We start from the raw sequence: 24,592 nt of genomic DNA, 5'->3' as shown, positions 1-24,592 counted from the left end.
TTCCATAACTCACCGATCCGCGCCGGTCAGGCTGTGTCGAGCCGGCGCAGCTCGGCGGCCGGATCGAAATTCGCCGGCGGCCAGCTCAGCTCCAGCTTCTCGAGTGCCTCGATGAGCAGTTCGGTGACGGCCAGCCGCGAATACCACTTCGCGTCGGCGGGCACGACGTACCAGGGTGCGTAGCCGGTCGAGGTGCGGTCCAGCATATCCTGGTAGGCGGGCCAGTAGGCGCGCTCGTCGATATCGCCGGGATCGAACTTCCAGTATTTGTCCGGCCGTTCCAGCCGCTGCCGCAGCCTTTTCTTCTGTTCGTCGAGCGATACGAACATCGCGACCTTCACCATCGTGGTCCCGGCTTCGGTCACTTCCTGCTCGAAATCGTTGATTTCGGTGTAGCGCTGCTGCCAGACCGCCTCGGGGACCAGTTCGTGGACCCTGGCGACCAGCACGTCCTCGTAGTGTGAGCGATCGAACACACCCAGCTGTCCGCCGCGCGGCAGGGCTTTGCGGATCCGCCACAGGAAGTGGTGCCGTCTCTCCTCCTCGGTCGGGACGCCGAAGGCGGCGTGATCGACACCCTGCGGGTCCACCGAGCCGATGACGTGGCGCACGATCCCGCCTTTGCCGGCGGTGTCCATGCCCTGCAGGACCAGCAGCACACTGCGGTTGTCCCCGGCGCGGCCGTTGGCGTAGAGCTTCTCCTGCAGGCCCGCCAATACCTCGGCGCGTTCGGCCAGCAGCGCTTCCCCGTCCTTCTTGTGCCCGTCGAACCCGGGCCGGGCCGAGGTATCGAGATCGGCGATCCGCAGGCCGTCGGCGCGCAGGGCCCGGCCGGCGGGGGTTTTCCATTGCTCTGACATCGGACAGGCCTATCACAGTCCGGGGGTGCTGCCGCGGATGCGAGCCAGGTTCTGCAGGTTGTCGGCGAACTCGGTATCACTGACCGGTGCGAGGACCAGCACATCGGCGGTGGTGAGCAGATAGCGACCGTCGTCGCGGATATCGAGCCAGCTGCGGTGCAGCGTGGGCGGTGACATGGGGTCGTCCGGGGCCACCGTGACGGTGATGAAACCGCGGGCGTCGACGGGTTCACGAAGCGCGGCGCGAAATCGGGCGGCGTCTCCGTCGCCGTCACAGGTGGACAGCGGGGCGTCGGTGAGTACCGCGTCCTGAGGCTGGTGGAACGGGCCGTGGGCGCCGGGTCGGGCGGAACCGATCAGCTGGACCAGCCTGCCCCCGAGGTCCCGGGCATGACACATATGAACGGTGACCCTCGTGGGTGTGGCGTGCAGGACGGCGGCGTGGTGATCGATAACGGCGGCGAAGCCGAGTATCTGTTCGGTATGCGGCTGGTCGCCGTCGCGGGTGAGCGCCGGGCGCTCTCCGGAAATGGTTACTGCGGTGGCGTCCGGGCGGGCGCAGAGCATGAGCGCGGCTGCCAGATCCGGGTCGGCCTGTCTGGCGAACCGCTGTGGTAATCGCAGCGAGTCCAGTTCGGATTCGGTGCGAACGGCGCTGGCCGGGGCCAGGTTCACCGGGTAGGGCCGGCGGTCCAGGCTGGTTTCGTTGGCCCAGACGTAACTGAACTCGTCCGGGGTCAGGATCCACTTCACTTGCCCGGACTCCCGCCGCCGGCGCCGGTGGACGCGTCGGGGAACCGGGGTACCCGGTCACCGGAAGCCGGGAGGGTGGGGTTGTAGATGGTGGTCATCGCGTCCTGCGCGTCGGCGGCGGCCGCGGCGGCGGCGATATCGTGGTCCATCCGGCGGCGGCCGCCGTGCACGGCCTCGGCCGCCGGATCGTCGAGCGGCCGATAGGGCTGCGGCGGGGCCAATGCCGACCGCAAAGTCTGGGCCGCTTCGGTATTGCCCTCCATCAGGCGCTGGAGTGCGCGGCACGCCTCGTGGGTTTCCGTACCGGCGGCGACGAACTCCCGCGTCGCCTGCCGGGCAGCCTGCGCCGAATGTCCCGTCCAGTGCTCGAATTCGCGCCGGGTGGCGTCGGTGAACGTGGCGAAGGCCTCCGCCATGGCGTCCGCGTTGGATTGCCACGCCGCGGCGGCGGCGCCGAGCGCACCGGGATCGAGAATCTCGTGTACCCGGTCCCAGATCTCCTGGTGGGTGAAACTGCCGAAACATTCGCGTTCGGGCGCGTAGGGCGGATCGTTGCCCGCGGGTTCAGCCATGGCCGTCCTCGTCGTCGGGGCCGAGGCCGGGATGTGCCGCCACCACAGCGAGGGCGGCACGGTTGGCGAGATCGGCCTCGGCGAGCCGGCCGCCCGCGGCGAGGTAGGCGGCCTTGAAGCACAGCGCCGTCTCCTGGAGCGCGGTGAGGGTTTCCAGGTACTGCACTGCCTTGCCGCGGAAGCCCGTCGCGAGGGCCTGTCCGGTGGGCAGATCCGGGAAACCGGCGGTGCCGGGCTTCTCGGCGATGTGGTGGCCTCCGGCCCGCGCCGCTTCGAGATCCGCGACCAGGGTGTCGCAGGCCTGTGCCAGGCGCAGGGCGACATCTTCGGCGAGCGTGAACGAATCTGCGCCCCCGGCCGTGGCCGCGGAGTAGAGCCGGCGGGCCGTGCTCTGCCCCACTTCCGGTACCGACATCTGGAATCCCCCTTCCGGCCCGTGGGTACGCCAGGTGACTCTACCGACGGGTAGCCGACTCTGCGGGGGAAAACTTGCCGGTCATAGGGATTCGGCTGTGAATTGGCGCACGCGGAACGGGACGCGGGCAGCAGCGTATCGAGGGGTGACAACGGGTCGTGCACTTCTCTCGCGGAATCCCTCAGACGCCGGACTTCGCCGGACGGTGGGCCTCGCGGCCCGCCGTGCCCTCGGCCGGGCGGGTGGCTGTCACGTATTGGAAGAATCGGTGCACGGATTGGTCGATATCGACCAGTCCGGCCCTCGCGAACAGGTCCGGGAAGGTCCGGCCGCCGAACATGCGCAGTCCGCTCACTCCCGCGGTGAGCCGGGTCAATTCGCCGACCGGGTTGTCCGGGCGATGGCTGGTGGTGATGGCGATGCGACCGCCGGGAGCCAGCACGCGGATCATCTCCCGGGCCGCCACCAAAGGATCCGGAATGAGGTAGAGCGCGCCGAAACAGCAGACCGCGTCGAAGGTCTCGTCGGCGAACGGCAGGTAGCGCGCATCGCCGCGGACATATCCGGCGCGCGGCCCGGCATTGTCGGCGCGGGCGCGCGCCAGCATGGGCGGTGAATAGTCGATCCCGGTGACGTACCCGTCGGCCGGTATGTGCTCGCTCAGGAAATGGGTGAAATTACCCGGCCCGCAGGCGATGTCCAGAACCCGCCGCGACCTGTCGAGGTGCAGCGATTCCACCGCGAACCGGCGGTCGGCGGCAGTGGTGCGGCCGGTGGCCAGATAGAACACGGTAGGCCGCCAGACCCGTTCGTAGACCGCCGCCAGCGCCGGGGCGTTCATGGTGCGCCGAGCGAGGTTCATCCCAGCGGCTCGACATCGATCGTCATTCCGGCCGCGCGCAGGCGCGCGGTCAGCGCATCGCCCATGGCCGCGGCGGGCGTGAGCACACCGGCGAGTTCCGGTTTGTCGTCGAAGGCCAGCGCGAGCCCGCTCTCGCCGAGCATGACCGCGGTCGCCTTGTACCCGGGGTCGCCGAGACCGGCGAAATCGGCACGGTAGCGGGCACCGGAGGAAGTGCGGGTGTAGGTGCGCATCCGGAACCAGCCACTTTCCCGGGTGGCCTCGCTCGGGCCGGTGCCCGGCGCGGGCAGCACCCGGTCGAGCACCGCGCGACCGGCACCGAACCGGGACAGCAGACCACCGATGGCCATCCCGGCGACGACCCCGCCGGAGATACCCGCGGCGATCACCGGAGCCAGGACAGAGTTGCCGGCGCCCATGGTCTCGCGGTAGCGGAAGTTCTTGCCGTACACCCAGCCGAGCAGGCCGTTGCTCCGGCGCACGATCTTGGTGTTGTGCGAGGCCATGACGAAGGTGCCGACCCAGCCGTCCAGACTCGGGTCGATCTCGCGCCCACGCTGCAGGGTGAGGTCGGACTGGCGGCCCACCTCGGGGTCCATGGATTTGTCCGGACTCAGCGAATAGGGATGGCTGAGTATCGCGCCCTTCGATCTGTCCGCGGCGACCGCCTCCATCATCGCCCGGCCGGAATCGATGGTGCCCCCACTCACCCCGCCGCGCAGGGTCGCGACCAGGGTGGTGTCACCGAGTTCGCCGGTGTTGTCGGCGACGGTCCGCCGGTAGAGCTGGTAGACGCTCAGATCCGAAGGCACCGAATCGTAGCCGCACGAGTTCACGATCTTGGCGCCCGTGCGCGCGGCCTCGTCGTGGTAGGTGTCGATGGCGTCGCGGATGAACAGCGGCTCGCCGGTGAGGTCCGCGTAGTGGGTGCCGGCTTTCGCGCAGGCCGCGACCATCGGCATCCCGTAGCGCAGGTAGGGGCCGACCGTGGTGATGACCGCGGTCGTGCGGGCGGCGAGGGCGTCCATCGACTCCTGATCGGTGGTATCGGCGACCACCAGACCCCAATCGGCGGCACCGATCTCGTCGCGCACCGCGGCGAGTTTGTCCGCCGAACGTCCGGCCAGTGCGATTCGCGCCCCGGCCGGCGCCGCACCCAGCAGATATCGGGCGGTGAGCTTGCCGACGAAGCCGGTGGCGCCGAAGACGATCAGGTCGAATTCACGAGTGTCGGTCATGGATGGAACCCCTTGGATATGTCCGGTGCCGCGGTGCTAACCCGTACGCCGCTTACCGCGTTTGGCCGGCCGGCGGCCGGCCAGCCATTGTCGATGGAGGCGCCCGAGTTCGGTGACCGGCTCCTCGCCGTACAACCATTCCCGGGCGATGCGATGCCAATTGGCGGTCGCCTCGAGCTGACCCAGCATGCCGAAGGTCAGGAAATCGGCCCGCCGCGAGAACAAATGCTCCGGCGGCAGATTCTGTTGTTTCATGCCGGAGAATTCACTGGACCGCGGGTCCACGGCCAGCAGGAACGCCCCACTGGCCAGTTCCGGAGTGATGGTGAGTTCCTGGTCCACCAGGCACCATTCCGACGCCGAGAGCACATACTCCAGGCATTCCTCGACCCCGATCTCGTCCGCCGAGTCGATGACCCCGCGCTGGATCATCAGATCCCGCAGATCCGCGCCGCGGTCCTCGGCAGCCGCGCACAGGCAGATCGCCTCGAAGCGGACATGTTCGGGATCCATCCGGTTGAACAGGCCGAAATCGAGGAAACCGACCCGGCCGTCCGCGGCGAGCAGCACATTACCCGGGTGCGGGTCGCCGCAGAACTCGTTGAAATTGAACAGCGACCCGACATAGAAGCGATAGATGATCTCGCCGACCCGGTCGCGTTGGGCCTGCGGCATTCGGCGGATGTCCTCGAAGGCGGTACCGGCCAGATACTCGGTGACCAGGACTCGCCTGGTGCTGTGCTCGAGAACCGGCCGCGGGACCACGACGAACGGGTGGTCGGCATAGAGATCCGCGATATCGCGCTGGGTTTCGGCCTCGATGTGATAGTCGAGTTCGGCTTCCATGTTCAGCCGCAGTTCGTCGAGGACCGCCGGGGTCACCCAGGGCATCGCCGACTGCAGGACCCGCCGGAACATGTTCAGGTTCTTCAGATCCGCCCGGACCGCCGCATCGATGCCCGGATACTGCACCTTCACCGCGACCTGACGACCGTCGTGCAACCGCGCGAGATAGACCTGGCCGATGGAGGCCGCCGCGATGGCCTCGGGTTCGAATTCGGTGAACACCGCGTCCAGCGGGTGCCCGTAGTCCTCTTCGATCACCGCGCGCATGGCCTCGAAGGACACCGAGGGAGCGGCGTTGCGCAGGACCGCCAGCCGTTTCTGGAAGCGTTCCCGATGCTCGGGCGGCACCAGGTCCAGGTCGAGGACCGACATCATCTGGCCCAGTTTCATGGCCACGCCTTTCATGGTGCCCAACACCATGACCAGCTGTTCGGTACTGCGGAGGATGGACTCCTCGGCCATCCGGGCCCGGACGGCCTCGGAGCGACCGCGCATAGAGAGCCGGGCGCGCTGTTTACGCATCATCGAGCCGGCCGCCACCGCACCCAGCTTGGTGCCGCGAGCCAGCCGGGATGTCGGCACTTCTTTCGCCATCGAGGAACCTCCGTTGGTGCCGACGCGCGCCTACGACGACAGAAGAACGCGATCGGTTCCTCGTCACCGCACGGCAATCAGACTAGCCAACCCGGCCGGGTTGTCGAGCCAGGCCGGACCGCCGGCTCAGACGGCCTGGTCGCCGGGGGAAACCGGGGGCAGCACATGCTCCTGGTCGGCGAACCTGCTCCGCGAACCACCGGCGCGCGCCATACCCTCGATGGCACTCCACACCATCATGGTGAGGTAGTCGATGACCTCTTCCCGGGGCAGCGTCTTGTGCGTGGTCCACCAGTGCGTCGCGAGCTGGATGCCGCCGACCAGCACATAGGACCACAGCATCACCCCTTCGGTCTCGATACCGAGGGCACTGCCGCGTTCGGTGATGGCGGCCGCGACGACCTCAGCGAACAGCCTTTCGAAATCGGCCAGCGAGGACGGATCGCCCGATCCCGTACCCATGATGAACCGGTACACCTCGGGGTCCTCGTCGACCGCGCCCACGTATTCGGCCAGCGCCGACCGCACCAGTTGATACTCGTCGGCATCGAGACTGATCGCGCCGTACACCCGCGGCATCAAAGTGATCTCGATGAACCGCTGCATCGCGGCGTTGACCAGGTCGTTCTTATCGGAGAAATAGCGGTACAGGACTGTCTTGGACACACCGATCTCGGCGGCGATCTCGTCCATCCCCGCATTCCCGCCGCGGGTGCGCACCGCGGCCAGCGTGCCGTCGACGAGTTCCTCGCGGCGGTCGATCTTGTGCTGGCGCCAGCGCCGCTTGCGCCCGTCGGTCCGCGGGGTACGCACCGGCGCCGATCGATCGGCGGATGTCCCGATATCGAGCAGGTCTTCGGTGGACAGCGTGGGGCTCCTCGGTCCGGACGGTTCACGTGCGTTCCACTCTAGGCCCCCTTTCTGCCCAGGTGGTTCGTTTGGCGCCGGTGCGGCAGATCCCACACTTCCGTGCGGGTCCGGCGGCCCTGCGGGTACGTGAGGTCGGCCGCGTGTGACGGAAGCGCCGCGGTGTGCGATGTGCGGTTGGCAGTCCATGGGATGTGACCTTTGAGCACTTACCGGGTGATCGGCCTGCTCAGGCGGGTGATGTGCGCGTCCATAGGCCGGTGACCTGAGCACTTGCAGGATGGTCGACCCGCTCAGGCCGGTCACGGCACCTCCCCACGTACCTCTCGTCGACTTCGGATGGTCGGTTTCCGGGGCCGGGGCCCGCCCCGGTTCCGGAGCGTGTCGATCGGTTGCGTGCGGCAGTCATCCGGACAAATACCGGATCTCAGCGGGAACCGAAGGCCCTTACGCCTGTCCAGGCTCGCCATGCGCACTCACGCACCCGCCGGCTATCCCATCGACTCCATCGGTGCCGAGTTTTACGAGGCCCTGAAAGGGTCGAGGCCCGTCCCGCCGTTCAGGCCTCGAAAGCGCCCGCGCGAAGCGCAAGTCTCGAGGCCTGAACGGCGGGACCGAGGGGGCCTCGACCCCGCGCCGCCGAAGGCGGCGCCATGAACACAGCAGAATGGGGAGTATGCAGAAACCGACCGGTAGTAGTGCGGTGCTCGATTCCGCTCCCGGGACGACCGCCGCCGGTGGGCAGGCGGAACCGCCGGGCGTATTCGCCACCCTCACCGATGACGCGGCCAAACGACGTGACCTGTGGCGGATGAAAGCCCTCGCCACCGGCCTGCTGGCCGTGGCCACGGTGATCTACCTGGTGTGCCGGTGGCTGGAGTCGCGCGGCGGCGCCGGCGACTGGGTCGGGTATGTGCGCGCGGCATCCGAGGCGGGAATGGTCGGTGCGCTGGCCGACTGGTTCGCGGTGACGGCGCTGTTCCGGCATCCGCTGGGCCTGCCCATCCCGCACACCGCGATCATCCGCCGGAAGAAGGATCAGCTCGGTGCCAGCCTGGGAAGTTTCGTGGGCACCAACTTCCTGTCTCCGGAGGTGGTCACCGCGAAGGTGAACTCCGCGCAGATCCCGTGGCGGATCGGGCGCTGGATGGCCGCGCCCGGTAACGCGGCCCGGGTGGCCGACGAGAGTTCGACGATTCTGCGCGCGGTCGTGGGGGTGCTGCGCGATGAGGATGTCGAACAGGTCATCGACAACACCATCGTGAAACGGATCGCCGAACCGCTGTGGGGTCCGCCGATCGGACGCGTCCTCGCCGAGCTGCTGGCCGACAACCGGCAGTTGCCGCTGCTGGACCTGCTCGCCGAACGCGCCCACCAGTGGGCGCTGGGCAGCCAGGAGACGATAGACCGGATCGTCAACGGCGAGGCGCCGCAGTGGGCGCCGAAATTCGTGAACGTCCTGCTGTCGGAGAAGGTGTACCGGGAACTGGTCGAGTTCACCTGGAAGGTGCGTTCCACCCCCGACCACGAGGTCCGGCTCGCCGCCAACCGTTTCCTGGAGGATTTCGCGCACGACCTGCAGTACGACGAGACGATGATCGCCAAGGCCGAACGGATCAAAACCGAGATCATGGGCCGGGAGGAGATCACCGGCCTCGCCGAGGCGACCTGGCGGGCGGCCAAACGTCTGATCCTCGAATCCGCCGACGATCCGAACAGCACTCTGCGCCGCAAGGTCGCCGAGAATGTGCAGCAGCTCGGCGAACGTCTCCGCGACGACACCGAGACCCGGGCCAAGGTCGACGGCTGGATCGAGCGCGGCGCCCGCTACCTGGCCGCCAACTACGCCGACGAGATCGCCACCATCGTCAGCGATACGGTCGCCCGCTGGGATGCGGAGGAGGCCAGTAAGAAGATCGAGGTCCAAGTGGGGCGTGACCTGCAGTTCATCCGGATCAACGGCACTGTGGTCGGCAGCCTGGCGGGGTTGGCGATCTATACGGTCTCGCAGCTGATGTTCGGGGGATGAGCTGTGTTTTTCGGCGCCGCAGGCGCCGCAAACAAATACTGCTAACATGGTGCTTGCAATTGCTAGCACCCCGATCTATCGTTGTAACTACAACGCCAGAAGGTGAGTGATGGCCGACCGTCCCGAGGTTTCCGCCCAGCGCACCGACGATCCGGCAGCGTCTGCCGGCGCCGGCGACAAGGCAGCCCGCGTGGTCAACGCGGCGCAGGACATCGGAGGATTCATCAGGGCGCAGCGTGAAGCCGCGCAGGTTTCGTTGCGCCAGCTCGCCCAGCTGGCGGGGGTGAGCAACCCGTATCTCAGCCAGATCGAGCGCGGGTTGCGCAACCCCTCCGCCGAAGTACTGACGCAGATCGCCAAGGCGCTGCGGGTTTCTTCGGAGGTGTTGTATGTGCGCGCCGGCTACCTCGAGCAGCGGCCGCACAGTCCCGTCCGGGACGCCGTGCTCGCCGATTCCGCGATCAGCGAGCGGCAGAAACAGGTGCTCCTGGATATATACGAATCGTTCCGCCGGGAGAACGGGCCGGAGGAAGCGATTCCCCGGGACAGTGTTGTTCCACAACCGACAACCGACGCTCCACGCCAGGAGAACGATAAATGACCGAGAAGTACACCACTGCCAAGCCACTGCTGGCCACTGTCGGCGCCACGGACGCGGTTTACGCCGCGGTTGTGGACGCGGTGACCCAAGTGCGTGAGCGTGCGACCGATGTCAACGGCCGGGTCCGGGTCGAGGAGGCCCGTGAGCGTTTCGCCGGGCTGCCTGCCGATGTGCAGACCCAGTTCGAGCAGATCCGTGCCCGGTTGTCCGAACTGCCCTCGGAGCTGCCGGAGGACCTGGCCGAGCTGCGCGAGAAGTTCACCACCGAGGAACTGCGCAGGCTCGCCGAGCAGTACTACCGCCAGGCGCTCGATCTCTATGCGGATCTGGCGGTGCGCGGTGAGGAGACCGTCGAGCGGCTGCGCGCCAACCATCTGGTCGAAGAGCAGGTCGGCCGGGTGGAGACCCTGTACAAGGACGCCAGCAGCCGGGCCGAGGAGGTCGTCGGGCGGGTGAACGGTCTGCTCGGACGCGCCAAGACCGAAGCGGAGCAGGCGGCCGAGTCGCAGGCCCCCGCCGCGACTGCCGCACCCACCGCGGCGGATGTGCCCGAGGCCGAGGTGATCGAGGTCGCGCCGGAAATCGCACCCGAGCCCGTGCCCGCGCCGGCCGCCGAGCCCGCCCCGCCGGTGAAGAAGGCGCCCGCCGCGAAGAAGGCTCCGGCCGCGAAGAAGGCCGCCCCCGCCAAGAAAGCCGCGCCGAAGAAGCCCTGACCTGGTAAATCCGGTGAACCGCCCCCGTGCACGTGCAGTGCGCGGGGGCGCTGCTCTTATCATGGTGGGGTGGACAAGGTGTACGGGTTGACCGGGTTGATCATGGTCGCACTGTGGCTGCTGGCGACAAGCGCGACTGTTTTCGCGCTCGTGCACGCCGTGCGTCAGCGCTCCGACGCGTTCACCGCGGTCGACAAACTGACCAAACCCATCTGGCTGGGGATTCTCGGCGTGGCGATCCTGCTCATGCTGGTGAGCTGGCCCGGCCTGGGACTGCTGGCATTCATCGCCATCATCGCGACCGGTATCTACCTGGCCGACGTGCGGCCGAAGGTCGACGAGGTCCAGCGCGGCCCCCGCTGGTAGAGCTGTGTTTATTTGCGCCGCCTCCGGCGGCGCGGGGTCGAGGCCCCCGAAGGTCCCGCCGTTCAGGCCTCGAGACTCGCGCTTCGCGCATGCGCTTCGAGGCCTGAACGGCGGGACGGGCCTCGACCCTTTCAGGGCCTCGCTGAACTCGGCACCGAGAAGGCGCTGATGTTCGTGAAGGCGACCGGATGCCAGGCCGCCAGTGCGGTCGAGTCGGCATCCGTTCCGGACCTCGAATGCCGACGTAACCGCATGCGTCGAGTTTTGCGAGACACCTGAAAGGGTTGAGGCCCGTCTCGCCGTTTCGGCCTCGAAAGCGCCCGCGCGAAGCGCAAGTCTCGAGGCCGAAACGGCGAGACCAAGGGGGCCTCAACCCCGCGCGCGCCAGCGCGCCAAAAACACAGCACCTTCACGGGCAAGTTCACGCTCTCACCTTTGGCGGGCATGTTCACGCTCTCACCTTTGGCGGGCACGCTCACGCCCTCGCCTTCGCGACCAAGCCCACCCCTCACCCTCCGGGCGTGGTCTGCGCTGGAACCCCGGCCGCAGTGTTCGTGCTGGCGTGACGCGACTCCAAGCGTTACTGTGTCAATCGGTAACACAAAGGAGTGTGTCTTGATGCGTGCGACGATGCCGAAGGCCCTCACCGCCCTCGCCCAACAGGTCGAGGGGCTGTTCGAGGTACACCGTGCCGGGCTGCGCACCCGCGGCGGCTACCACAATCCCGCCTTCAATCCGCCGAGCGCCGAGCACCGGGTCATCGATGTGCGTGCCGAGGACGGCGCCCGGCTCCGGGTGCACGCGTACGGGCCGGACGACGCCCAGCCGGTGGTACTGATCCACGGCTGGACCTGCTGCCTCGAATACTGGAACCCGCAGATCAACGCCTTCGCCGGACGGTACAAGGTGATCGCCTTCGACCTGCGCGGGCACGGCGAGAGCGAATTCGGCGAACCGGACCAGCTGGACTGTCATCTGCTGGCTGACGACCTCTGCGCGGTACTGGACGCGGTGCTGCGGCCGGGACAGCGGGCGGTGCTGGTCGGGCACAGTCTCGGCGCGATGACCGTGCAGGCCTGGGCCGGGAAATATCCGCAGCGGGTGGTCGATCAAGCCGCGGCGGTCCTGCTGGCGAACACCGGGCCGCATTCGCTGGTCGCCGAGACCACGGTGGTGCCGTTCTTCAACCGGCGGTTGCCGCTGCTGGACCGGGTGGTGCCGCTGCCGGCGTGGCTCGGTCGCCGTGGGCTCAGTGCGCGCATCGTGTTCCCGCCGGTGGCCGTGGTGCGGTGGATCTTCGCCCGGCAGATCATGAGCCTGGCGGCCGACCCCGAGGCTATCGATTTCGGGATGAACATCGTGCGCTCTTGCCGGTCCCGGATCCGTTCGGAGTTCGGGCTGCTGCTCGCGGAGATGGACCTGGGCGACGCGGCCCGTCAGCTGGTGGTGCCGACCACGGTGGTGGCGGGCACGGCAGACGATATGACGCCGGCGGTGCACGCCGAACAGATCGCCGCCTGGCTCCGGGAGACCGGCAGCCTCGTCCAGTTCGTCCTCCTCCCCACCGGGCACCTGGGCAATGTGGAGGAGATCGACCGGTTCAACGGCATCCTCGATCAGGTTCTGACCTCGGTGCGTGAACCGGCCGAAGCCACCGGCTGAGCCGCTTCAGGAGAACACGACGGTGCGGCGTCCGTGCACCAGTACCCGGCTCTCCAGATGCCAGCGCAGACCGCGGGCCAGCACCACACGTTCGATATCGCGACCCTCGCGGACCATATCGGTCACGCTGTCGGCATGGTCGACGCGGATGACGTCCTGTTCGATGATCGGGCCCGCGTCCAGTTCGGCGGTCACGTAGTGGCAGGTCGCGCCGATGAGTTTGACTCCGCGTACGAAGGCCTGGTGGTACGGGCGGGCGCCGACGAACGAGGGCAGGAAACTGTGATGGATATTGATGGCCCGGCCGGCCCAGTGTTCGCACAGCCGCTCGGGTAGGACCTGCATGAACCGGGCCAATACCACCGCGTCGGGGGAGTGGGAGTCCACCAGTTCGCGGACCCGCTCGAAGGCCGGTCCGCGCTCGGCCGGGTCCTTCGGGAACGGCACATGGTGGAAGGGGATGCCGTGTGCCTCGGTGATCGCCGCGAGATCGAGGTGGTTGCCGACAACGGCCTCGATGGTCGCCGGAAGTTCCCCGGAGGTCGCGCGGCCCAGCAGATCGTGCAGGCAGTGTCCCTCCTTGCTCACCAGCAGTACTGCCCGGCGGCGCACGCCCGAATCGTGGACCCGCCATTCGGTCTCCGGGCCGAGATCCGTGGCGACCCGCTCGAATCGGCTGCGCAGCTCCTCCACTCCGAACGGCACGGTGGAGGCCTTGATGGACTGTCTGGTGAAGAACCAGCCGGTCTCCAGGTCGGAGTGGTAGCCGGCCTCCACGATCGAGCCCCCGAATTCGGCGATGAACGAGGTGATGGTGGCAATGATGCCGGGGCGGTCGGGACAGCCCAGGGTCAGTACGTATTGCCGGCCGTCGGGAGTGGCAGCTGCGGAAACCATGAGGTCATCCTGACAGGGAGTGCGCCGGCCGGGGAGCGCGACTCCGGGGTTGACGGCCCGCCGGGCCGGGCGGGGCCGCCCGCCGGGTCCGGGCGGGCACGGTCACAGCTCGTAGAAGGGTTCGGCGTAACGGAATTCGCCGATGATCTGGGAGTCGTAGGCGCTCAACGGCCGGATCTGGAAGTGACTCGCCCATTCGGGCCGGTCGGGGACCAGGCCCAGCCGTTCGGCCGGCTGGAAGCCGAACCGCGGGTAGTAGTCGAGGCTGCCGAGCAGCCCGACGAGCGGCTCGTCCAGGGCATCCGCGGCGCCGAGCACGGCATGCATCAGCGCCGAGCCCACGCCGCGGCTCTGCAGGTCGGGCAGCACCCCGATGGGGCCCAATGCCAGGACGGGGAACGGTCCCACGGTCGCCCGGGTGACGCAGACATGTCCGACCACCCGCTCGCGGTCGATCGCCACCATGGACAGGGTGGGGATCCAGCCCGGATCGGTGCGCAGCCGGGCCAGGAGCGCGACCTCCGGCGGCGCCTCGACCAGGGCGGCGGTACCGGCCGCGGGGCCATCCGCCGCATAGTGCGGGGCGAAGGCGCTACGGTGCACGGCTGCGACAGCGTCGGCGTCGACGGCTCGTTCGCGGCGGATCAGCAACATCGTCCTCTCGTCGGAAGGCGATACGAGTGTGCGCGAGGAGCCCGAGGCGCGCAACGGAATTCGCCCGTGGTGTGCCAGACTTTCGTCCCATGGCCGATTCCAAGTCGCTGACCCGGTCCGAGGTGGCCGCAATGATCGACCACACGCTGCTCGCCCCGGAGGCGACGAGCGCGGATTTTACCGCCGCGGTGGCCGAGGCCCGGGAACTCGGCGTGTACGCGGTGTGTGTTTCGCCGTCCGTGCTGCCGGTGCAGGCTCCGGGCCTGGTGGTGGCCACCGTCGCGGGATTCCCTTCCGGAAAACACCATTCGCTGGTGAAAGGGGCGGAGGCCCGGCTCGCGGTGGATCAGGGGGCGGGCGAGGTCGATATGGTCATCGATATCGGTGCGGCGGTCGCGGGCGATTTCGACGCGATACTCGCCGATATCATCGTGGTGCGCGAGGCGATCTCGGAGCGGGCGGTGCTGAAGGTGATCATCGAATCCGCCGCGCTGTCCGACGAGGCGATCGTCGAGGTGTGCCGCACGGCCGAACGGGCGGGTGCCGATTTCGTGAAGACCTCCACCGGTTTCCATCCCGCGGGCGGCGCCGACACCCGGGCGGTGCGGTTGATGGCCGAGACCGTCGGTGGACGGCTGGGAATCAAGGCGAGCGGCGGTATCCGCACAGCCGAGGCGGCCGCCGAGCTGATCGCCGCCGGCGCCACCCGGCTGGGGCTCTCCCGCTCCCGGGCTGTGCTCGACGGGTTCCCCGCCTGACGGTCCGCGGCGCTCAGCAGCTCGCATCACCTTCGGCGGCGGGCAGCTCGGTGGGGCCGCCCCGCAGATCCACGTGGATACCGTCGGCGGTGACCCGCAGGTCGGTCGGTTGCAGGCCCATGGGGTAGGTCTGCAGGCTCTCGGTCATCAGGTCCACCACGCCCTGGGCCAAGTCGTCGGGCACTCCGATGCCGAGGAACTGCGCCTGGTCGACATCGATATCGACTTTGCCGTCCTGGATCCGCGGGGTGAGTTGCATGGTCCCGAAACCGCCGAGCACCTTCATGGTCAGCTGCCCGGTGCCGGGATCGGACTGCACATCGCTGACCAGACCGTCCAGCGTCCGGGAGATCCCGGAGTTGCTCCAGCTGACGTCGGCGTTCGAGCTGCCGACCGAGCTCCCGCTATTGCTCCCCTTGGCCATCTGGATATCGTGGAACTGGGCGTGGACCTGCATATCGACGGCCGGGCCGAATTCGTCGCCCTTACTGTCGACATCCAGCCGCGAGACCTTCCCGTCCAGCCAGGTGACGAGCAGTGGTTTCGCGCCGAATCCGACATCGATCTGTGAGCCCATCTCTTTTTCGAACTGCGAACTGATGCAGCCCGCGATCCGGTGCCGCGCATAGGCCTCGCCGCCGATCAGCGCCGCCACCACGAGCACGATCACGGTGAGTACGGCGATCACGACGGTCCGGCGGCCGACCTTCGGTGCAGGCAGGGACTTGGTGGACATGGATGAGATTCTTCACGATGATTCTGTGCCGGCTCTGTGGACCGGTTATGGGCTGATGGTGAAGGTTGCGACGTCAGGGCGGGTCGGGCCTGTGATTTGTGATATGAGTCACGAACTTTGTTCCGCCTGTCCAGCAGGCGCGACCTCCGGCCACGGCACACTGAGCACATTGTCCCGTAGCCGACGGCGGAAATCGTGCACCGGGAAACCCTGCGTTCGCAGCAGGTCGGCCGCCGCGCGCCAGCGCACCCGGGGCCCGAAGACGGCCAGCGGCGCGGTGTGCGCCCACGCCCGGTCGGCCGCGCCGAGCAGGTCGTGCACCCGTTCACCGGGCACATTGCGGTGGATCAGTGCTTTCGGGAGACGTTCCGCGAGATCGGAGGGCCGCTCGACGGTGAACGGATCCCACGCGAGGGTCAGGGTGCGCGGACCCGAGTGGTCCAGCACCACCCAGGCGCAGCGGCGGCCGAGTTCGTCGCAGGTCCCCTCGACCAGCAGACCGCCCGGCGCCAGACCGGCCAGTACCGTGTCCCACGCCTGTGCGACCGCGGACTCCGGGTACTGACGCAGCACATTGAACGCGCGCACCAGCACCGGCCGGAGCCCGGCCAGTTCGAACCCGCCCCTGGCGAAAACGACGCCGTCGCGGGCGGGGACGACGCGGGCGGGGTCGATCTCCAGGCCGACCACCCGGACATCGGGGCGCACCGTGCGCAACCGGGCGGCCAGTTCCAGTGTCGTCCACGGCTGCGCCCCGTAACCGAGGTCCACCACCAGCGGATCGGCGGCGCCGCGCAGCACCTCGGCGATCCGTGGATCTCCGATCAGCTGGCGGTCACTGCGGCGGAGGCGGTTGGTTCCGGTCGTGCCCCGGGTGACGGTGCCGAGCGGAACACTCAGCCGGCCGGTTTTTGCTCGTCCAGCCACTTCTGGGTCACTTCGGCCTCGGCGCGGAACAGATCCACCAGGTTCACCAGCATGAGCTGCTCGAGTCGGGGCCCGACCATCGGAATGAACACCTTCGCCTCCGACGACATCCGCATGGTGCACCCGGTGTCGGTCGGGAACAGGCGGGTGGTGCCGGTGAGGCTGCCGGGACCGGCCGGGATGGACGCCGAATACTTGCCCTCGACCTCCGGTCCGAACGGTCCGAAGACCTCCTTGCGGGTGATCACCATATCCTTGCGCATCACCGACTGCGCGATCTCCGGCAGCATCTCGCGCGGCAGGATGTGATGCAGCACCACCTCGATACCGTCCTCGTTCACGTCGAGAGCGATGACCTCGTTCGGTGAGTACTTCCGCATCTCGACCATCCGCGCCTCCCAGTAGTCCCGGTCGGTCAGCGCCGCGTACAGCTCTTTGGTGGTGTGCAGCGGGTAGCGGGCGGAGTAGTCCAGTCGGCGAGCCATGCGCGGTAGGTTACCGTCCGGATTCTCCGGTTCCGTGGGAGGCCGGGTCGCTCCCCGCGCGCGCTCCGGCGGAAGCGGACCGCAGGCCGCTACGGCTGTCCGGCGATCCAGCTGTTGGTGAACTCGGTCTCCTCGGCGAGCAGCTGGGTGAGCCGTTCTCCGATGGCCTCCTCGATCTTGCGCCCGAACAGCGGAACCTTCACTTCGATCGTGCCGGAAATCTCGGCGACCGCGCCGGTGGGTTCGTCGGTGGCGGTGATGGAGCCGCGGACCTCTGCCGGAGCGCCCTCGACCCGCGCCTCGAAACTCCCGGTGGTGCCGGTCCACACTTCGGTGCGGGGGATGATCAGGTCGCCGGGGCGAACGGCGGTGATGGCGGGCGGCAACAGATCTGCGGGGATGGATTGGACGACCTCGACCCGTACCTGCTCGCCCTCGGCGGACAGCGAGACGAACTGGGCGTCGGGCCCGCCCACCGCGGCGATCCGGTCCTTCCAGTACTGCTCGGTGCGAAATGCCTCGCGCACCGCCGCGACCGGATGAGAGTAGCGAGCCGTATACGCCAGCGCTGTAGCCATGACCGAACACGCTACCGTCTGGTCGTGCGAACTTCTCGGGCTGTCCCTGCGGACGAACTGCGGCAGATGCTGGCCGGAACGGGCGCGATGGTGCGGTCCGCGGTACCGCTCGCGGAGCTGACCACGCTGCGGGTCGGCGGACGGGCCACGGTCGCCGACTGCGCCACCACCGAGTCGCTGGTGGCGACGGTGCGCGCACTGGACGCCGCCGAGGTGCCGGTGCTGCTGGTCGCCGGCGGTTCCAATCTGCTCGTCTCCGACGACGATGTGGCGTCGGTGGTGGTCCGGGTCGCGACCGAAGGGGTCGAATTCGGGGCCGGCGGTGTCACGGCGGAGGCGGGCGCGAACTGGGACGGTGTGGTCGCCGCGAGCGTGCGGGCCGGGTTCGGCGGACTGGAGTGCCTGTCCGGGATCCCCGGGTCGGCGGGGGCCACCCCCGTGCAGAATGTGGGCGCCTACGGCGTCGAGGTCGACCGGCTGCTGCGCCGGGTGCGGTTACTGGACCGGGCCACCGGGGAGATCGACTGGGTGACCCCGGACGCTCTCGCCTTCGGCTACCGGACCAGCCGGTTGAAACACAGCGACTCGGCGGTGGTGCTGGCGGTGGAGTTCGCGCTGCGCCCCGACGGTACGAGCGCGCCCCTGCGCTACAAGGAACTCGCACAGCGGCTGGAGGCCGCCGAAGGGGAGACCCGGCCCGCCGCCGCTGTCCGCGAAACCGTGCTCGGGCTGCGGGCAGGTAAAGGAATGGTGCTCGATCCCGCCGACCACGACACCTGGAGCGCCGGGTCGTTCTTCACCAACCCGGTCGTGCCCGACGCCGACGTGGCCCGGGTCCTGGCCGCCGTCCGCGACCGGCTCGGCGAGGTGCCGGTGCCCACCTATCCGGGGGCCGGCGGGGTGAAATTCTCCGCGGGCTGGCTGATCGAACGCGCCGGCTTCGCCAAAGGCTTTCCGGGGCCGGACGCGCCCGCGCGGCTGTCCACCAAACACACCCTCGCCCTGACCAACCGCGGTGACGCCACGGCCGCCGATATCGTCACCCTCGCCCGGACGGTTCGGGACGGGGTGGCGGATCGGTTCGGGGTCGTTCTGGTTCCGGAACCCGTCACGGTGGGGGTGGAGCTGTAACCGACGCCGGAAACTCTTCACATCGGTGAGTACGGTGCTCTCCTGCCACGCCCGTGTCCGTCGAGAATCCGGGCGGAAAATAATCTGGCGCCGCCGTCTTGCTGTGACCTGGAGAAACAGCGACACACCGCAGGGCAAGGGACACGCCGCAGGGATCTGACTTCGTTACCGATCCGTGTCAATGTCGCGGCATGGTCGGATCACGGCACGAGGCGATGCATCGCATCTTCCAGCACGACCCCGGGGTTTTCGCCCGTGCATTCCACGAATTGAAACTGCCCTTCGCTACTCCCGAGCAGGTCGAGTTGCTCCCCACCGATCTCACCGAGATCCGCCCCGTGGAACGGCGAGTCGACACACTGCTACGCATCACCACCGAAGAAGGCCCGTTCCTGCTGATCGTGGAAGCTCAGACCAGTAAGGACCCCGGAAAGGCCGACTCATGGGCCTATTACGCCACCTACCTGCGCATCATTTACCAGTTGCCGGTCTATTTGCTGGTGGTGTGTCGTGACGAAGCCGTCGCGACGTGGGCACGCAACCCGGTGCCGAACGGTGCGCCACGATGGCCCACGGTGACGGTGAAACCTTTGGTCCTCGGGCCGGGCAACGTTCCGGTGATCACCGACCCCGCCGAGGCCGCGGCCGATATTCCGCTGACCGCATTGTCGGCCATAACGCACGCCGCCGACCCGAGTATCAATGCCATACTTAAGGCGCTGGCCACCGCCTTACGCGGAGAGGACGCCGATGATCTCGCGATCTTCGGTGAACTGACGGAACTCGGCCTCGGCAACACCCCGGCCGCAGACATCTGGAGACAACTGATGACCGTGGACCTGTCGTTCTTCCGTTCCCCCACCGCCGAGAGGCTGCGCGCCGAGGGGCGTTCAGAAGGGCGTTCCGAAGGGCGTTCAGAGGGCATAGCCGGCAGCATCCTGCGTGTCCTGGAGCGACGCGGCCTGAAGGTCGGCGAGGAGGCCCAACAGCGTATTCGGACATGTTCGGATGTCGAGGTGCTGCAGTGCTGGCTCGATCGCGCGGTGGTAGCCGAAACGGCGGACGAGCTCTTCGCCTGATCGGCATGGGCGAGCGGCGGACCGCACGGCCGTCACGCCGGCTTCACTGTGCGCGTATGACGGAGGCATGCAGGGTTCCGGCCGCCGGGGCTACCCGGGCCTCTGGGAGGTAGTCGCTCAGGTGCGGCGGGCGAAGCGGCCCGGGTCGGCCTGGTCGCGGGGTTTGACGATGATCTGGTCCAGGTTGACGTGCGGGGGTCGGCTCGCGGCGAAGGCCACGATCTCGGCGATGTCCTGGGCGACCAGCGGGTCGATGCCCTGGTAGACCGCGGCCGCGCGGTCGGTGTCGCCGTCGAAGCGGACCAGGGAGAATTCGGTCTCCACCGCGCCCGGGGCGATCTCGGTGAGCCGGACCGGTTGCCCGAGCAGTTCGCCGCGCAGGGTCCGGTGCAGCACGGCCTGGGCATGCTTGGCCGAGGTGTAGCCGGAACCGTTGTCGTAGGCGTGGAAGGCGGCGACCGAGGTGATGGTGACGATGAGGCCGTCGCCGGAGGCGATCAGTTTCGGTAGCAGCGCCTTGGTCATCCGCAGGGTGCCCAGGACGTTGGTCTCCCACATCCAGCGCCAGTCGTCGAGATCGGCGTCGGCGACCGTGGCCAGACCCTTGGCGCCGCCGGCATTGTTGACGAGGATGTTCGCGGTCTCGATCGCGTCGGTGAAGGCGCGGACCGATTCGTCGGAGGTGACATCGAGTTCCAGCGCGGTGCCGTCGATCTCGTCGGCCAGCGCCCGCAACCGGTCGACCCGGCGGGCACCCACGTAGACGTGGTACCCCTGCTTCGCGAGTTCCCGGGCGGTGGCTTCGCCGATACCCGAGCTGGCCCCGGTGACAACAGCGGTGCGAGTGCTCATGACCTCGATCCTATGATGCGCTCATGGCTATACGGGAAGCGCGCAGTGCGGACGGGACCGGCATCGTCTATCGGACGGGCGGACCCGCGGACGCACGTCCGCTGGTGCTGGTGCACGGCTGGTCGGCGGATCTGCGCTGCTGGGGCCAGGTGTTCGACGATCTCGCCGCCGATTTCCGGGTGGTGGCCGTCGATCTGCGGGGGCACGGGTATTCGGACGCCCCGGCCTCCGGTTACGACGATGCGAAGAACTGGGCCGCCGATATCGCCGCGGTCCTGGCCGCCGAGTCGATCGAATCGGATGCGCTGCTGCTGGGGTGGTCCTACGGCGGAATCGTGATCAGCGACTATCTCGCCGAGTACGGCACCGGTGCGGTCGCCGGGGTCGTCTACACGGGGGCAATGGCCAATATCGGCCGCGGCGTGCCGGGCGCGGAGGTCGGGGAGTCGATGCAGCAGGCGATACCCGGGGTGTTCGAGGAGAGCCCGGGCCGCGCGGTACGCGGCTTCTCCGCGTTCGGGAACGCCAACACCGGTTCCGGCGCGGACAAGGGACCGGACGCGCAGCGGCTGTTCGGCGCGAGTCTGGCCACACCGCCCTTCGTGCGCAAGGCCCTGTTCTACCGGTCGGTGGACAATACGGAGACCCTGCGCGCACTAGACGTTCCCGTGCTGGTGCTGCACGGTTCGGCGGATCCGGTGGTGCCGGTGGCCGACGGCCGCTATATCGCCGAGACCGCGCCGTTGGGCCGGGCCTCCATCTGGGAGGGCGCTCAGCACGGGCTGTTCATCGAGGATCCGGCGCGCTTCTCCGCCGAGGTCCGCAAGTTCGCCGCGGATTGCGATGAAAAGGCCTGATTGTCCGTGACGAGCGCTTTTCCCGGTCTGTCCGGCTCGGTTCCCGCTTTCGGCGACGGCACGCCGAGGTCCGCGGGCAATGTCGAATCCGCAAGGTGTGATCACTTTCACGACCGGGGAAGGACGGGCCGGGCTGCCGCGTTGCACCGTGCAGTATGGACATCGTGAGTCAACGCCCGGACCGACGGCCGAACCGTATCGCCGTACTGACGGTGCACACCTCACCACTGGCACAGCCCGGTACGGGCGATGCGGGCGGCATGAACGTCTATGTGCTCCAGACCGCTCTCCAACTGGCCCGGCGGGGGACCGAGGTGGAGATCTTCACCCGGGCCACGTCCTCCGATCTGCCGCCGGTGCAGGAAGCCGCGCCGGGGGTCCTGGTGCGCAATGTGGTCGCCGGGCCGTTCGAGGGTCTGGACAAGCACGATCTGCCGACCCAGCTGTGCCCGTTCACCGCCGAGGTGCTGCGTCAGGAAGCCCGGCATCTGCCCGGCTACTACGACCTGGTGCATTCGCACTATTGGCTGTCCGGGCAGGTGGGCTGGCTCGCCCGGGACCGGTGGCGGGTGCCGCTCGTGCACACCGCGCATACGCTGGCCGCGGTGAAGAACGCCGCCCTCGCCGAGGGCGATTCCCCGGAACCGGCGACCCGGGAGATCGGGGAGAAGCAGGTCATCGCCGAGGCCGACCGGCTCACCGCCAATACCGGGCGGGAAGCGCGTGACCTGGTGGAACTGTACGGGGCCCTGCCCGACCGGATCGATATCGTGCCGCCGGGGGCCGATCTGACGCGCTACCGCCCGGGCGACCGGGCGGCGGCCCGCGCCGAGCTCGGCCTGGCCGGGCACGAGGAGATCGTGGCCTTCGTCGGCCGGATCCAGCCGTTGAAGGCGCCCGATGTGCTGGTACGGGCGGTCGCCGAAGCGCTGCGGCGGCGGCCGGGCCGGCCACTGCGCGCCCTGATAGTCGGAGGTCCCTCGGGGACCGGCCTGGAGCGCCCCGACGCGCTCATCGAACTGGCCGCCGAACTCGGGATCGCCGACCACGTCACCTTCCTGCCGCCGCAGCCGCCCGACCGGCTGGTGCAGGTGTACCGCGCGGCCGACCTGGTCGCCGTGCCGAGCTACAACGAGTCCTTCGGGCTCGTCGCGCTGGAGGCGCAGGCGAGCGGGACCCCGGTGCTGGCCGCGGCGGTCGGCGGGCTGGGCACCGCGGTCCGGCACGAGCACAGCGGCCTGCTGGTGGCCGGGCACCGGACGCCGGACTGGGCCGGTGCGCTGGAATACCTGCTCGACGACCCGCGGCGGTTGCGGACGCTGGGTGCGCAGGCCGTCTCCCACGCCGCGGCTTTCTCCTGGGCGCATACGGCCGAGAAGCTGCTGGACAGCTACACCGCCGCATTGACCGGCCCCGGTCCCGCTCCCGCTATCCTCGGCGAGAGCCAGGCCAGATCGCGGGCGCTGTGGCGGCGCCGGACGGGAGTGCGCAGATGAGCGAGCCATCGGCCACCGCGCGGGTCATCGAGGAAACACTGCGGGACCGCGAGATCGAGTACACCCACCCAGGCGACGAGGTGTTCGTCGCCGTATTGCCGGGTGAGCGGAAACTGAAGACCAATGTGATGCTGACCGTCGGAGCGCACGGAGTGCGCTTCGAATCGTTCGTATGCCGTAAGCCGGACGAGAATTTCGAAGGCGTCTACAAATATTTGCTGCGGCGCAATCGGCGGCTCTACGGTGTCGCGTACACCATCGACAAACTGGGCGATATCTACCTGGTGGGCCGGGCGGCCACCCACGTGGTGACACCCGAGGAACTGGACCGGATCTTCGGCCAGATCCTCGAGGCGGTGGACGGGGACTTCAATACGCTGCTCGAACTCGGTTTCGCCGAATCCATTCGCAAGGAATGGAAGTGGCGGGTCTCGCGCGGTGAATCACTGAAGAATCTGCGTGCCTTCGAGCACTTGGTCGATTCCGGCGATTCGAACTGACCCCCTGTTCAGGAGCTACCCACGCGTTCGATCAGATCGAGCAGCTCGGCCCGGCGATGCCTCAGGTCGTCGAGTTTGCCGTCCAATGTGTTCAGCTCTGCGCAGGGCCGGTTCCATGCCCGGCTCGACCTCGTTATTCGGCGGAGAGACCGGTCGCGCCGTGAACCCGGGAATGAACCGGCCGGGCGCGCGGTAGAAGAACACATGAGACTCGACGATTCCGCTCGTGCGTTCATCGGCGCCGGAGCCGACGCGACGCTGGTGACCCTGAATCCGGATGGAAGTCCGCAGGTCAGCGTGGTGTGGGTGGCGCTGCAGGAAGGTCCGGAGGGTGACGAGCTGGTCGCCGCGCACCTGAGCGAACACCGCAAGGTCCGTAATGTGCGCCGTGATCCACGGGTGGCGGTCACCATCCTGGCCGCGGAGAAAGGGGAGGTCATGCGCCCCTTCCTGGCGATCACCGGGACAGCGCGCATTGTCGAGGGCGGAGCCCCGGAGCTGTTGACCGAACTCGCGAAAACCTTGGCGAGTCCCGGCGCGGCCTTCCCGCCACCGGATGCCCCGCCCGGCTTCCTCACCCGCATCCGGATCGACAAGGTGAGCGGTATCGGCCCCTGGGCGTCCTGATCGCCGGCCCCACCCGGCCTGCGGGATCGCCGGACCCGGCCGCCGATGAGTGACAATCACCTTCCGCGAATCGATCTTCGGGAGGCACGGTGGCGGTTCTGGCACTGGATATCGGGGCGACCAAGTTCGCCGCCGGGCTGGTGGATCGTGCGGGCCGCGTCGGGGCGGTGCGGCGGGTGCCGGTGCCGGCCGAGGGGGTGTGGCAGGCATGCGGCGGACTGCTCCGCGCGGTCGCGGCCGGTGCCGCGGTGACAGCGGTCGGGATCGGATCGGCGGGTCCGGTGGACGTTCCGCCCGGTATCACCCGTGCACTCAATATTCCCGAATGGCGCGACGGGTTCGCGATCGTCGCGGCGGTGACCGAGCTGTTTCCGGGCGCCACCGTGCGTTTCGCCCTCGACGGCGCGTGTCTGGCCCTGGCCGAACAGCATTCGGGTGCGCTGCGCGGGCTGCGCGACGGCCTGGCGATGACCGTATCGTCGGGGATCGGCGGCGGCATCCTGGTCGACGGCCGGGTATCGGTGGGACGCACCGGCAATGCCGGGCATATCGGTCATCTCGTGGTGCCCGGGTGGGATGTGCCGTGTGCGTGCGGTGGTTACGGGTGCCTGGAAGCGGTGGCGAGCGGAATGTCATC

At 68.4% G+C, this 24,592-nt stretch carries 28 protein-coding genes; 13 read left to right on the top strand and 15 right to left on the bottom strand.

The window, feature by feature from the left end; translation table 11 throughout:
• Positions 1-26 precede the first annotated feature (26 nt).
• From ON38_RS22945 to ON38_RS22910, 8 genes are all read right to left on the bottom strand, one after another.
• A complete protein-coding gene (locus ON38_RS22945; RefSeq protein ID WP_039827001.1) occupies positions 27-860 on the bottom strand; it encodes a polyphosphate kinase 2 family protein in 834 nt (277 codons plus the stop codon).
• A gap of 12 nt (positions 861-872) precedes the next feature.
• Positions 873-1,613 (bottom strand): ESX secretion-associated protein EspG, encoded by a 741-nt coding sequence (locus ON38_RS22940; RefSeq protein ID WP_039827000.1) that lies wholly within the window; start codon positions 1,611-1,613, stop codon positions 873-875.
• Complete coding sequence (locus tag ON38_RS22935; RefSeq protein ID WP_039826999.1) at positions 1,610-2,185, bottom strand: hypothetical protein; 576 nt, start codon at positions 2,183-2,185, stop codon at positions 1,610-1,612. Before ON38_RS22935 ends, ON38_RS22940 begins: the two co-directional genes overlap by 4 nt.
• Positions 2,178-2,600, bottom strand: coding sequence for a hypothetical protein (locus ON38_RS22930; protein ID WP_039826998.1), 423 nt, complete (start codon positions 2,598-2,600; stop codon positions 2,178-2,180). The genes ON38_RS22935 and ON38_RS22930 overlap by 8 nt, the downstream gene beginning before the upstream one ends.
• 181 nt (positions 2,601-2,781) lie before the next feature.
• Entirely contained in the window at positions 2,782-3,462 is a 681-nt protein-coding gene (locus tag ON38_RS22925) for a class I SAM-dependent methyltransferase (protein WP_051165080.1), read from the bottom strand.
• A complete protein-coding gene (locus ON38_RS22920) occupies positions 3,459-4,700 on the bottom strand; it encodes a saccharopine dehydrogenase family protein (RefSeq protein WP_039826997.1) in 1,242 nt (413 codons plus the stop codon). The genes ON38_RS22925 and ON38_RS22920 overlap by 4 nt, the downstream gene beginning before the upstream one ends.
• 36 nt (positions 4,701-4,736) lie before the next feature.
• Positions 4,737-6,140 carry an ABC1 kinase family protein gene (locus ON38_RS22915; protein ID WP_039826996.1) on the bottom strand — a complete coding sequence of 468 codons (1,404 nt, stop codon included), beginning with the start codon at positions 6,138-6,140 and terminating at the stop codon, positions 4,737-4,739.
• A gap of 126 nt (positions 6,141-6,266) precedes the next feature.
• The gene (locus ON38_RS22910) at positions 6,267-6,953 is read right to left on the bottom strand and encodes a TetR/AcrR family transcriptional regulator (RefSeq protein WP_039826995.1); all 687 of its coding nucleotides are present in this window, start codon (positions 6,951-6,953) and stop codon (positions 6,267-6,269) included.
• 865 nt (positions 6,954-7,818) lie between these two features.
• On the opposite strand from ON38_RS22910, the gene ON38_RS22905 reads away from it, so the two are divergent.
• The 5 genes from ON38_RS22905 to ON38_RS22885 all read left to right on the top strand — a co-directional run bounded on the left by ON38_RS22905 (position 7,819) and on the right by ON38_RS22885 (position 12,378).
• A complete protein-coding gene (locus ON38_RS22905; RefSeq protein ID WP_245564165.1) occupies positions 7,819-9,036 on the top strand; it encodes a DUF445 domain-containing protein in 1,218 nt (405 codons plus the stop codon).
• 109 nt (positions 9,037-9,145) lie between these two features.
• On the top strand, positions 9,146-9,637 hold the full coding sequence (locus tag ON38_RS22900) for a helix-turn-helix domain-containing protein (RefSeq protein WP_039826993.1): 492 nt from the start codon (positions 9,146-9,148) through the stop codon (positions 9,635-9,637).
• Positions 9,634-10,350 (top strand): hypothetical protein, encoded by a 717-nt coding sequence (locus tag ON38_RS22895; RefSeq protein ID WP_039826992.1) that lies wholly within the window; start codon positions 9,634-9,636, stop codon positions 10,348-10,350. Before ON38_RS22900 ends, ON38_RS22895 begins: the two co-directional genes overlap by 4 nt.
• A 69-nt stretch (positions 10,351-10,419) precedes the next feature.
• Entirely contained in the window at positions 10,420-10,716 is a 297-nt protein-coding gene (locus ON38_RS22890) for a DUF2516 family protein (RefSeq protein WP_039826991.1), read from the top strand.
• 618 nt (positions 10,717-11,334) lie between these two features.
• The gene (locus ON38_RS22885) at positions 11,335-12,378 is read left to right on the top strand and encodes an alpha/beta fold hydrolase (protein WP_039826990.1); all 1,044 of its coding nucleotides are present in this window, start codon (positions 11,335-11,337) and stop codon (positions 12,376-12,378) included.
• A 6-nt stretch (positions 12,379-12,384) separates the two neighbouring features.
• On the opposite strand, the gene purU is transcribed toward ON38_RS22885, so the two are convergent.
• Both purU and ON38_RS22875 read right to left on the bottom strand, forming a co-directional pair.
• A complete protein-coding gene (gene purU / locus ON38_RS22880; RefSeq protein ID WP_039826989.1) occupies positions 12,385-13,275 on the bottom strand; it encodes a formyltetrahydrofolate deformylase in 891 nt (296 codons plus the stop codon).
• 102 nt (positions 13,276-13,377) lie between these two features.
• On the bottom strand, positions 13,378-13,926 hold the full coding sequence (locus tag ON38_RS22875) for a GNAT family N-acetyltransferase (RefSeq protein WP_039827068.1): 549 nt from the start codon (positions 13,924-13,926) through the stop codon (positions 13,378-13,380).
• 92 nt (positions 13,927-14,018) lie between these two features.
• On the opposite strand from ON38_RS22875, the gene deoC reads away from it, so the two are divergent.
• Positions 14,019-14,687, top strand: a complete 669-nt coding sequence (deoC, locus tag ON38_RS22870; RefSeq protein ID WP_039826988.1) for a deoxyribose-phosphate aldolase — start codon at positions 14,019-14,021, stop codon at positions 14,685-14,687.
• A 13-nt stretch (positions 14,688-14,700) separates the two neighbouring features.
• Here the strand turns inward: deoC and ON38_RS22865 are convergent, their stop codons facing one another.
• From ON38_RS22865 to ON38_RS22850, 4 genes are all read right to left on the bottom strand, one after another.
• On the bottom strand, positions 14,701-15,423 hold the full coding sequence (locus ON38_RS22865; RefSeq protein WP_051165079.1) for an LmeA family phospholipid-binding protein: 723 nt from the start codon (positions 15,421-15,423) through the stop codon (positions 14,701-14,703).
• A 108-nt stretch (positions 15,424-15,531) separates the two neighbouring features.
• On the bottom strand, positions 15,532-16,350 hold the full coding sequence (locus ON38_RS22860) for an SAM-dependent methyltransferase (protein ID WP_083873025.1): 819 nt from the start codon (positions 16,348-16,350) through the stop codon (positions 15,532-15,534).
• A complete protein-coding gene (locus ON38_RS22855) occupies positions 16,320-16,835 on the bottom strand; it encodes a DUF2505 domain-containing protein (RefSeq protein ID WP_039826987.1) in 516 nt (171 codons plus the stop codon). The genes ON38_RS22860 and ON38_RS22855 overlap by 31 nt, the downstream gene beginning before the upstream one ends.
• Before the next feature lie 89 nt (positions 16,836-16,924).
• Complete coding sequence (locus ON38_RS22850; RefSeq protein WP_039826986.1) at positions 16,925-17,413, bottom strand: DUF2505 domain-containing protein; 489 nt, start codon at positions 17,411-17,413, stop codon at positions 16,925-16,927.
• Positions 17,414-17,479: 66 nt separating this feature from the next.
• Here ON38_RS22850 and ON38_RS22845 point away from each other — a divergent pair, with 66 nt between their 5' ends.
• Both ON38_RS22845 and ON38_RS22840 read left to right on the top strand, forming a co-directional pair.
• A complete protein-coding gene (locus tag ON38_RS22845) occupies positions 17,480-18,544 on the top strand; it encodes a UDP-N-acetylmuramate dehydrogenase (protein WP_174372455.1) in 1,065 nt (354 codons plus the stop codon).
• 191 nt (positions 18,545-18,735) lie between these two features.
• On the top strand, positions 18,736-19,623 hold the full coding sequence (locus ON38_RS22840) for an RpnC/YadD family protein (RefSeq protein WP_039826985.1): 888 nt from the start codon (positions 18,736-18,738) through the stop codon (positions 19,621-19,623).
• Between the two features lie 117 nt (positions 19,624-19,740).
• Here the strand turns inward: ON38_RS22840 and ON38_RS22835 are convergent, their stop codons facing one another.
• Complete coding sequence (locus tag ON38_RS22835) at positions 19,741-20,475, bottom strand: SDR family NAD(P)-dependent oxidoreductase (protein WP_039826984.1); 735 nt, start codon at positions 20,473-20,475, stop codon at positions 19,741-19,743.
• A gap of 23 nt (positions 20,476-20,498) precedes the next feature.
• Between ON38_RS22835 and ON38_RS22830 the strand changes: the two genes are divergently transcribed.
• The 5 genes from ON38_RS22830 to ON38_RS22810 form a co-directional block, all read left to right on the top strand.
• A complete protein-coding gene (locus ON38_RS22830) occupies positions 20,499-21,332 on the top strand; it encodes an alpha/beta fold hydrolase (protein WP_039826983.1) in 834 nt (277 codons plus the stop codon).
• 155 nt (positions 21,333-21,487) lie between these two features.
• Positions 21,488-22,828: a D-inositol-3-phosphate glycosyltransferase gene (gene mshA, locus ON38_RS22825; protein ID WP_039826982.1), complete on the top strand. Its 1,341-nt coding sequence runs from the start codon at positions 21,488-21,490 to the stop codon at positions 22,826-22,828.
• Positions 22,825-23,328 carry a type III secretion system chaperone family protein gene (locus tag ON38_RS22820; RefSeq protein ID WP_039827064.1) on the top strand — a complete coding sequence of 168 codons (504 nt, stop codon included), beginning with the start codon at positions 22,825-22,827 and terminating at the stop codon, positions 23,326-23,328. The genes mshA and ON38_RS22820 overlap by 4 nt, the downstream gene beginning before the upstream one ends.
• Positions 23,329-23,532: 204 nt before the next feature.
• Positions 23,533-23,955, top strand: a complete 423-nt coding sequence (locus tag ON38_RS22815; protein ID WP_039826981.1) for a TIGR03618 family F420-dependent PPOX class oxidoreductase — start codon at positions 23,533-23,535, stop codon at positions 23,953-23,955.
• Positions 23,956-24,044: 89 nt separating this feature from the next.
• A partial coding sequence (locus ON38_RS22810) for an ROK family protein (RefSeq protein WP_039826980.1) occupies positions 24,045-24,592 on the top strand: 548 nt, incomplete at its 3' end.

The sequence above is a fragment of the Nocardia testacea NBRC 100365 genome (genome assembly GCF_000308775.1).
Taxonomy (GTDB): Bacteria; Actinomycetota; Actinomycetes; order Mycobacteriales; family Mycobacteriaceae; genus Nocardia; species Nocardia testacea.
Note: the sequence above shows the minus strand (reverse complement) of the source record. Positions and strands in the feature narration are given on the sequence as shown.